The organism is Streptomyces sp. TM32 (genome assembly GCF_004122755.1).
Lineage (GTDB): Bacteria > Actinomycetota > Actinomycetes > Streptomycetales > Streptomycetaceae > Streptomyces > Streptomyces sioyaensis.
The window spans coordinates 1-9026 of the sequence record NZ_SDIG01000222.1 but is presented as its reverse complement, the minus strand read 5'-3'; the positions used below and the strand labels follow the sequence as shown (position 1 = coordinate 9026).

At 71.2% G+C, this 9026-nt stretch carries 7 protein-coding genes; 1 reads left to right on the top strand and 6 read right to left on the bottom strand.

The genetic code is table 11. The features are described from left to right. Positions 1 to 19: 19 nt before the first annotated feature. Positions 20 to 649 (bottom strand): TetR family transcriptional regulator, encoded by a 630-nt coding sequence (locus tag EST92_RS29350; RefSeq protein WP_129283733.1) that lies wholly within the window; start codon positions 647 to 649, stop codon positions 20 to 22. Positions 650 to 831: 182 nt separating this feature from the next. Continuing rightward, positions 832 to 1548: a hemolysin III family protein gene (locus tag EST92_RS29345; RefSeq protein ID WP_129283732.1), complete on the bottom strand. Its 717-nt coding sequence runs from the start codon at positions 1546 to 1548 to the stop codon at positions 832 to 834. A 239-nt stretch (positions 1549 to 1787) separates the two neighbouring features. Between EST92_RS29345 and EST92_RS29340 the strand changes: the two genes are divergently transcribed. After that, on the top strand, positions 1788 to 3620 hold the full coding sequence (locus EST92_RS29340) for a phosphoenolpyruvate carboxykinase (GTP) (protein ID WP_129283731.1): 1833 nt from the start codon (positions 1788 to 1790) through the stop codon (positions 3618 to 3620). Positions 3621 to 3803: 183 nt separating this feature from the next. On the opposite strand, the gene EST92_RS29335 is transcribed toward EST92_RS29340, so the two are convergent. From EST92_RS29335 to EST92_RS29320, 4 genes are all read right to left on the bottom strand, one after another. Further along, entirely contained in the window at positions 3804 to 4253 is a 450-nt protein-coding gene (locus EST92_RS29335; RefSeq protein WP_129283730.1) for a hypothetical protein, read from the bottom strand. An 83-nt stretch (positions 4254 to 4336) separates the two neighbouring features. Further along, positions 4337 to 5548 carry a pyridoxal phosphate-dependent aminotransferase gene (locus tag EST92_RS29330; RefSeq protein WP_129283729.1) on the bottom strand — a complete coding sequence of 404 codons (1212 nt, stop codon included), beginning with the start codon at positions 5546 to 5548 and terminating at the stop codon, positions 4337 to 4339. A 232-nt stretch (positions 5549 to 5780) separates the two neighbouring features. Continuing rightward, positions 5781 to 7415 (bottom strand): D-aminoacylase, encoded by a 1635-nt coding sequence (locus EST92_RS29325; protein WP_129283728.1) that lies wholly within the window; start codon positions 7413 to 7415, stop codon positions 5781 to 5783. Between the two features lie 75 nt (positions 7416 to 7490). Continuing rightward, complete coding sequence (locus EST92_RS29320; protein WP_129283727.1) at positions 7491 to 8780, bottom strand: amino acid deaminase; 1290 nt, start codon at positions 8778 to 8780, stop codon at positions 7491 to 7493. Positions 8781 to 9026: the final 246 nt, after the last annotated feature.

Below are 9026 nucleotides of genomic sequence, written 5' to 3'. Positions count from 1 at the left end.
CCGCCCCGCACCCCCACCCCTACAGCGTGAGGCCCCGCGCCAGTACGTCCATCGTCCGGTGGATCAGCGCCTCCAGGTCGGTATCCGGGCCGCCCTCGACCCAGGTCAGCATCGCCTCCTGGAGCGCGGCCAGGATTGCCGAACCGATCACCCGCAGCTCCAGGTCGCCGTCCGGGCGGCCGGAGCGTTCCGCCAGTACGGTGGCGAGCGTCGCGGCGTCCCGCGCGGTGTTCTCCGCCGTACGGCCCCGGATCGCGGGCACGTCACGGATCAGCCGGGCCCGCTGGACGAGTTCACCGCGCTCCTCCGCGGTGAGCCTGCGCAGCGCCTCGACGGTGACCTGACGCATCGACTCGACCATCGGCTCGTCCGCGGGACGGGCCCGCAGCCCGGCCGCCGGCACGGCGTCGTACTCGTCCGTGAGCACGATGTCCTCCTTGGTGGGGAAGTAGCGAAAGACCGTGCTCGGTGAGACGTCGGCGGCCTCGGCGATCCGGTCGACCGGCGTCGCGTCGTAGCCCTGCTCCGCGAAGAGCCGGTAGGCGGCCCGCCGGATCGCCTGCCGGGTCTGGAGCTTCTTCCGCTCCCGCAGCCCGGGCTTCGGCGTCCCGGGCGGTGTGGCGGCGGCAGAGGTGCGTGCGGAGACCATGGGCAGCATTGTCAGGCATCCCGTGCCCCCCGAATGACGGCCGTGGCGGTGCGTGCACGGCGCCCGCGCCCCGGTGGGCCGGGGCCGCGCCGTCGATTGTCGGTGGGGTGTGTCACGCTGTGGCGTGAACGTGACTACTCTCGGTGAGAAAGGTGGTTGCGGGATGTTCGAGGGTGGGGGCTTCAGGCGTGGGTGTAGGCCACCAGCGAGATGCCGACGTAGTGCACGACGAAGGCCGCCAGGGTGAGGGAGTGGAAGACCTCGTGGAAGCCGAACCACTGGGGTGAGGGGTTGGGGCGCTTGATGCCGTAGATGACACCGCCCGCGCTGTAGAGCAGGCCGCCGACGACGACGAGTACGAGGACGGCGATGCCGCCGGTGCGCAGGAAGTCGGGCAGGAAGAAGACGGCGGCCCAGCCCATGGCGATGTAGCAGGGGGTGTACAGCCAGCGGGGGGCGCCGACCCAGAAGACCCGGAAGAGGATGCCGGCCAGGGCGGCAGCCCAGACCGCCCAGAGCAGGGTCTCGCCGCGGGATCCCGGCACGAGCAGCATCGTCAGCGGCGTATAGGTGCCCGCGATGATCAGGAAGATATTGGCGTGATCCAGGCGCCGGAGTATGCCGTCGGCGCGTGGGCCCCAATTGCCGCGGTGGTAAAGGGCGCTGACGCCGAACAGCAGGCAGGCGGACATCGTGTAGATGCCGCAGGCCAGGCGGCCGCGGGGGCTGTCGGCGAGGGCGGTGAGGACGATGCCGGAGAGTAGGGCGGCGGGGAACATTCCGGCGTGCAGCCAGCCGCGCAGTTTGGGTTTGAGGGGGGTGGTCGCGGCGGTGACGGCCGCGATGGCGGGCGGCGCGGAGGAGGGTCGGCTCTCGGCGGCGTCGGGCGCGGAAGTCATGGCGTAATGCTACCTACGCAACCGTAAGTTACGGATTCGTACCGGAGTGGTGACGGTCACCAAGGCGCCCTCTGGACAGAACTCTATCGGGGTCGGATGATCAAATGAGTGCGGTCGGCACCGGATGAGCGGTCACGAAGCATCCGGGTCGCAGCCCCCAAGGGGCAAACAACCAAAAGAAGCGGATGTTCCCGGCAAATCGGGTAGACATCCGTCCAGACCCTCATCTAGGAGCGATCGTGGCGCGCGACAACGCGGCTCCCACCATTCCGACCCGTCACCAGGGACTCATCGCCTGGGTCGACGAGATCGCAGCGATCACCCAGCCCGACCGGGTCGTCTGGTGTGACGGCTCCGAGGCGGAGTACGAGCGGCTCTGCGAGGAGCTCGTCGACAAGGGAACGTTCACCAAGCTCGACCCGATCAAGCGCCCCAACTCGTACTACGCCGCCTCCGACCCGTCGGACGTGGCGCGCGTCGAGGACCGCACCTTCATCTGCTCCGAGAAGGAGGCGGACGCCGGCCCGACCAACCACTGGAAGGCTCCCGCCGAGATGCGAGAGATCTTCACGGGTGAGAAGGGCATCTTCCGCGGCTCGATGAAGGGTCGGACGATGTACGTCGTCCCGTTCTGCATGGGCCCGCTCGGCTCCCCGCTCTCCGCGCTCGGCGTGGAGATCACCGACTCCGCCTACGTCGCGGTCTCCATGCGCACCATGACGCGCATGGGCCGGCCGGTGCTCGATGAGCTCGGCGAGGACGGTTTCTTCGTCAAGGCGGTGCACACGCTCGGCGCCCCGCTGGCCGAGGGTGAGGCCGACGTTCCGTGGCCGTGCAACTCCACCAAGTACATCTCGCACTTCCCCGAGGACCGCGAGATCTGGTCCTACGGCTCGGGCTACGGCGGCAACGCCCTGCTCGGCAAGAAGTGTTACGCGCTGCGCATCGCCTCCGTCATGGCACGCGACGAGGGCTGGCTCGCCGAGCACATGCTGATCCTCAAGCTCACGCCGCCGCAGGGCGAGGCCAAGTACGTCGCCGCCGCCTTCCCGAGCGCCTGCGGCAAGACCAACCTCGCGATGCTGGAGCCCACGATCTCCGGCTGGACGGTCGAGACCATCGGCGACGACATCGCCTGGATGCGCTTCGGCGAGGACGGCCGCCTCTACGCGATCAACCCCGAGGCCGGCTTCTTCGGTGTCGCGCCCGGCACCGGCGAGCACACCAACGCCAACGCCATGAAGACGATGTGGGGCAACTCCGTCTTCACCAACGTCGCGCTGACCGATGACGGCGACGTGTGGTGGGAGGGCATGACGGAGGAGAAGCCCGCCCATCTGACCGACTGGAAGGGCAACGACTGGACGCCGGAGTCCGAGACCCCCGCCGCCCACCCCAACGCCCGCTTCACCGTCCCCGCCGGCCAGTGCCCGATCATCGCGCCCGAGTGGGAGGACCCCAAGGGCGTGCCGATCTCGGCCATCCTCTTCGGTGGCCGCCGCGCCAGTGCCGTGCCGCTGGTGACCGAGTCGCTGACCTGGCAGCACGGCGTCTTCCTCGGTGCCAACGTCGCCAGCGAGAAGACCGCCGCGGCCGAGGGCAAGGTCGGCGAGCTGCGCCGCGACCCGTTCGCCATGCTGCCGTTCTGCGGCTACAACATGGGCGACTACATGGGGCATTGGGTCAAGGTCGGCAGCGACGCCGCGCGGGAAGGACGCCAGTCCAAGCTGCCGAAGATCTACTACGTCAACTGGTTCCGCAAGGACGACAAGGGCCGCTTCGTGTGGCCGGGCTTCGGCGAGAACAGCCGGGTGCTCAAGTGGATCGTCGAGCGGCTGGAGGGCAAAGCCGAGGGTGTCGAGACGCCCATCGGCGTGCTGCCCACCAAGGAGGCGCTGGACACCACGGGCCTCGACCTCGACGACGCCGAGCTCGACTTCCTGCTGACCGTCGACAAGGACGTGTGGCGCGAGGAGGCGGCGCTGATCCCCGAGCACCTCAACACCTTCGGTGACCACACGCCGAAGGAGCTGTGGGACGAGTACCGCGCGCTGGTCCAGCGGCTGGGCTAGGCACGCCGCCCACACCGCTCACCGTCCGGCCGGGGCCCCGCACCTGTGGGTGTGGGGCCCCGGTGCGGGTGAGGGGTCGGCGCCGGCGACATCGGGCCGCCCGCCGGTGGGACCGGGGACCAGTGGCACCGGTGGGGCCGGTGGAGTGAGGCGGGGCGCCGGCCGGTTCGTACGGCGCGGGTTTCAGGCCGTGGCGAGATCCCGGAGGGGTGCGGCGTGCGCCGCCACCCGCTCGGCCGCCAGGGCCATCACCGCGGTGTCGTTCCGGGTCGTGGCGACCGCGAGGGCGTTCCCGGCGAGGGTGTGGGCGCGCTGGTGGAGGGCGCCGGCCCGGGGTGCGGTGGTGCCGTCGGTGGGCTCGGCGCGCAGCGGATAGTGGCCGCCGCTCAGCCGCGCGACCTGCTCGGCGATGAGCTCGGCGGCGGCGGCCAGCGCGGCGCCGTCCGGCGCGGGAGCGTCCGCCGCGCTGCCGTCCGCCCGCCTCGCCAGCGCATGGAGCTCATCGGTGACGGTGAGCAGCGCGGTCAGCTGGCCGGCGAGCCGGATGTCCAGTTCCTCCTCGCGGGAGCGGTGCGGGATCTCCGGGGCGGCGGCCATGGTGTGGACCGACTGGGTGCGGATCGGTTCGTACATGGGACGGCCTCCTGAAAGTGTCAGGAGGCCATCCTAGCTTGGACTCTGTCTAAAGTTGAGGTCCGTACAGAAATCGCGGTGGGTCAGTACTGTCCGTAACCGTCGAGGAAGGAGCCGATCCGGGTGACGGCATCCGTCAGCTCGTCCTTGCCGGGCAGGGTGACCAGGCGGAAGTGATCCGGCTCGGGCCAGTTGAAGCCGGTGCCGTGGACGATCATGATCTTCTCGGCGCGGAGCAGATCGAGCACCATCTGCCGGTCGTCCTTGACCTTGTAGACCTTGGGGTCCAGTCGCGGGAAGGCGTACAGCGCGCCCTTCGGCTTGACGCAGCTGACGCCGGGGATCCGGGTGAGCAGCTCGTACGCCGTGTCGCGCTGCTCCAGCAGCCGGCCGCCGGGCAGCACCAGCTCGTTGATCGACTGCCGGCCGCCGAGCGCGGTGGCCACCGCGTGCTGGGCCGGCATGTTGGCGCACAGCCGCATATTGGCCAGGATCGTCAGCCCCTCGATGTACGAGGCGGCGTGCGCCTTCGGGCCGCAGACCGCCATCCAGCCGCTGCGGTAGCCGGCCACCCGGTAGGACTTCGACAGCCCGTTGAAGGTCAGGGTCAGCAGATCGGGGGCGAGGGCGGCGAACGGGGTGTGGGTGACGCCGTCATAGAGGATCTTGTCGTAGATCTCGTCGGCGCAGACGATCAGGTTGTGCCGGCGGGCGATCTCCGCGATGCCCCGGAGCAGCTCGTCGTCGTAGACGGCGCCCGTGGGGTTGTTGGGGTTGATGACGACGATCGCCTTGGTGCGGTCGGTGACCTTGCGCTCGATGTCGGCGAGGTCCGGCATCCAGTCCGCCTGCTCGTCACAGCGGTAGTGCACGGCCGTGCCGCCGGAGAGCGAGACCGAGGCCGTCCACAGCGGATAGTCCGGGGCCGGGACCAGTACCTCGTCGCCGTCGTCCAGCAGCGCCTGCATCGACATCTGGATCAGCTCGGAGACGCCGTTGCCGAGGTAGATGTCGTCGACGGAGAGCTCGATGCCCTTGGTCTGGTAGTGCTGCATCACCGCGCGGCGGGCGGACAGCAGGCCCTTCGCGTCACCGTAGCCGTGGGCGCTGCCGACCGTGCGGAGGATGTCCTCCAGGATCTCGGGCGGGCACTCGAAGCCGAACGCCGCGGGGTTGCCGGTGTTGAGCTTGAGGATGCGGTGACCCGCCGCCTCCAGCCGCATGGCCTCCTCGAGCACCGGGCCACGGATCTCGTAGCAGACGTTGGCGAGCTTCGTTGACTGGATCACCTGCATGACCGCCACCTTACGGGCGCGTATCCGCGGCCGCTCGGTGTTTTTCCCCACGTTGACCCACGGGGCGGGGGGCACGGCACACGCTCCGTGACGGCGGCGGGGTGGAGTGGGGGCGACGGTTTCCGTGCCCGAGGTCGAGCGGCTGGTCCTGCGGCTGGCCGGGCCGGTTCGGCGGTTCGGCTGAGCCTCGGCCTCCGGTTCGGCCGCCTCCCTGCCCCGGCCCGGCCGATCCTCACCCCCGCCCCGGCGCCGTCCGCCGCACCGATCGCCCCGCCAGCACCTGCGTCCGGCGGCCGTCCTCGATCACGAACCGGCCGTCGATCAGGACGTGCGGGATGCCGCGGGGCAGGGTGCGCGGGGCGTCGAAGGTGGCGCCGGCGGCGACCGTCGTGGGGTCGAAGAGGACCAGGTCGGCGCGGTGGCCCGGGCGGATCAGGCCGCGGTCGGCGAGCCGTAGCCGGGCGGCCGGGCGGCCCGTCAGATGGGCGACGCACTCCTCCAGCGAGAGCACCCCCAACTCCCGGACGTAGGTGCCGAGGTAGCGGGGGAAGGCGCCGTACGCGCGCGGATGCGGCTTGCGGCCCTGGAGGATGCCGTCGCTGCTGCCGGTGTGCACCCGGTGGCGCATGATCCGGCGGACGTTCTCCTCGTGGCCGACGTGCTGGAGGATCGTCGGGCCCAGACGGTCGTCGATCAGCAGCCGCCGGGCGGTGGCCCAGGGCTCCTCGCCGCGCTCCGCCGCGCTGCGGGCTACGGTCTTGCCGATGTGGCCGGACAGCGCCGGGTCGCACACCCCGGAGATCTCGATGGTGTCCCAGGAGAGGGGGACGCCGTGACAGCCGTCCGCGCCCTCCACCTCCATGACATGGCGGATGCGGGCGGCCGTCGCCTCGTCCCGCAGACGGGCCAGGACCGCCTCGGGGCCGCCCTCGCCCGCCCAGCTCGGCAGCATCGCGGCCAGCGTCGTACAGCCGGGCGTGTACGGGTAGCTGTCGAGGGAGATGTCCGCGCCGGCGTCCAGCGCGTCGTCCAGCAGCGCGAGCAGTGCGGGCGCGCGGCCCTCGTTGACGCCGAAGTTCATGGTGGCGTGGGCGAGATGCAGCGCACAGCCCGCCTCGCGGGTCACGGCGACCATCTCCGCGTACGCGGCCAGCGCGCCGGCGCCGTACGAGCGGTGGTGCGGGCAGTAGTAGCCGCCGTAGCGGGCCACCACCCGGCACAGCTCGGTGAGTTCCGCGTCCCGCGCGTACATGCCGGGGGTGTAGGTCAGCCCGGAGGACATCCCGGCCGCACCCTGTTCCAGCCCCTCGGCGACCAGCTGTTTCATCCGCGCCAGTTCACCGGCGGTGGCCTCCCGGTCGTCCCAGCCGACCGCGAGCATCCGTACGGTGCCCTGCGGGACGAGGTACGCGGCGTTGAGCGCGATGCCCTCGCCGCCGAAGCCGTGGTCGAGGCGGTCGAGGTACTCGCCGACCGTGCGCCAGTCGAAGTCGACGGAGGCGTCCCCGGGTCCCCCACCGTTCCAGCCGGTGATCTGGACGCGGACCTCGGCGAGCGTGCGGTCGTCGACCGGTGCGTACGACAGGCCGTCCTGGCCGAGGACTTCGAGGGTGACGCCCTGGGCGGCCTTCGCCTCGTGCGCGGGGTCCCGCAGCAGCGCGAGGTCGCTGTGGGCGTGCATGTCGATGAAGCCGGGGGCCAGGGCGAGGCCCTGGCCGTCCACCAGGCGGGCGCCGCCCGGGCGCCGTCCGCCGTCCGCCTCGCGGTGGATCTCCGCGATCCGGCCGCCGGCCAGGGCGACATCGGCGCGGTAGGACGGGCCGCCGGACCCGTCGACGACGCGGACGTCGCGGAACACGGTGTCCATGGCGGGCCGCCTTTCCGGTTCCGGGCCGCGGGCTGGAGGAGACGGACGGCTGGGGCCTGTCGTGTGGACCAGGCCCTAGAAGAAGGTGCGGACGAAGTCCGTGACCGTGCCGTCCTGTTCGACGAGGGGGATCAGCTGCCACTTCTCGAAGATGGTGCAGGGGTGCGAGAGCCCGAGCGCCACCCAGTCGCCGACCTCCAGATCGCCGGCGCGCTCGGTGCTCACCCAGGCGTGCTGGTCGGACAGCTTGGTGATGGTGAGGCCGTCCGCCGGGCGCTCGGTGCCGTCCCGGCCGGACCGTACGACGTGGGGCTCCGGCAGACCGAGGTCGTACGCCGCGTCGCGCTTGCCCGCGTTGAGGAAGGCCTGCTCGGGCGAGGGGCGGGAGACGACCTGTGCCCACAGCCGGAAGGCGGGGTGCAGGGCGCCCTCCTCCGGGATGCGGTTGAAGGGGGTGAGGCGGCGGTAGTGGGCGTCGTCGTGCGAGACGTACGCGCCCGAGCGCAACAGCTTGAGGACCGGCGCCGACAGTTCGGGGATCTCCGCGAACACCTCGGCGACCGCGTCGAACCAGGCGCTGCCGCCGGCGCTGACCACGATCTGGCCGAGGTCGGCGAACCGGCCCGCCTTGTCGAACTCCACGGTCAGCGCGACCAGTCGGCGCAGCCAGGCGGTCACCAGTTCCCCGGTGGCGTCGGGCACCTCGGCCTCGTAGCCGGCCATGCCGACCAGGCGCAGGGTGTCCGCTCCCGCGAGGGCGTCGGCGAGCTCCAGGCACTCGGCGTCGGTACGGACGCCGGTACGCGCGCCCTCTCCGGCCCCCAGCTCGATGACCACGTCCACCGGGCGGGTGGCGCCGGCCTCCCGCAGCGCGCGGTCCATCAGCTCGATGCCGCGCAGCGAGTCGACGTAGCAGATCAGCTGGAAGTCGGGATCGGCGGCGAGTTCGGCGGCGAGCCAGCGCAGCGCGACCGGGTCCACGACCTGGTTGGCGAGGAAGATCTTCTGGATGCCGTAGGCGCGGTAGACGCGGACCTGGTGGGGGACGGCCGCGGTGATGCCCCAGGCGCCGTACTCCAGCTGGCGGGCGAAGAGCTGCGGGGCCATGCAGGTCTTGCCGTGCGGGGCGAAGGCGAGGCCGTGCCGCTCGGCGTAGGTCTCCATCAGGGCGAGGTTGTGCTCGACCGCCTCGGCGGAGAGGGCGAGGACGGGGGTGGTGAAGCCGCCGTCGAAGAGGTTGCGGCGCTCGGCGGCCAGCTCACCGACGGTCAGGCCTTCGGCGTCCGGCGGGAGCGCCTTGAAGCGGTGGTCGACCCGCTCCTGCGCGAGTTCCGTCAGTCCCTGCGTGAGCCGTTCGCCCGACATGCGGCCTCCTCGAAAAATTGTGTTGCACCCTCTGCAACGCTCATTGCGCATATCGCTGGCAGCTGTCTAACATCCGGGCCAGCGCCCGGTCAATGGTGACAAAACGCGGTACGGAAGGGCCGTGGAACACCGCGCGGCACGCCGTCCGGGCACGCACCCCAGCGAAGGAGCGCGAGCCATCGTGACCAGGCCCCCGAACTCCGGCACCGCCCCCGCCCCCGGGCGGGGGAGGGAAGGGGTGATCGC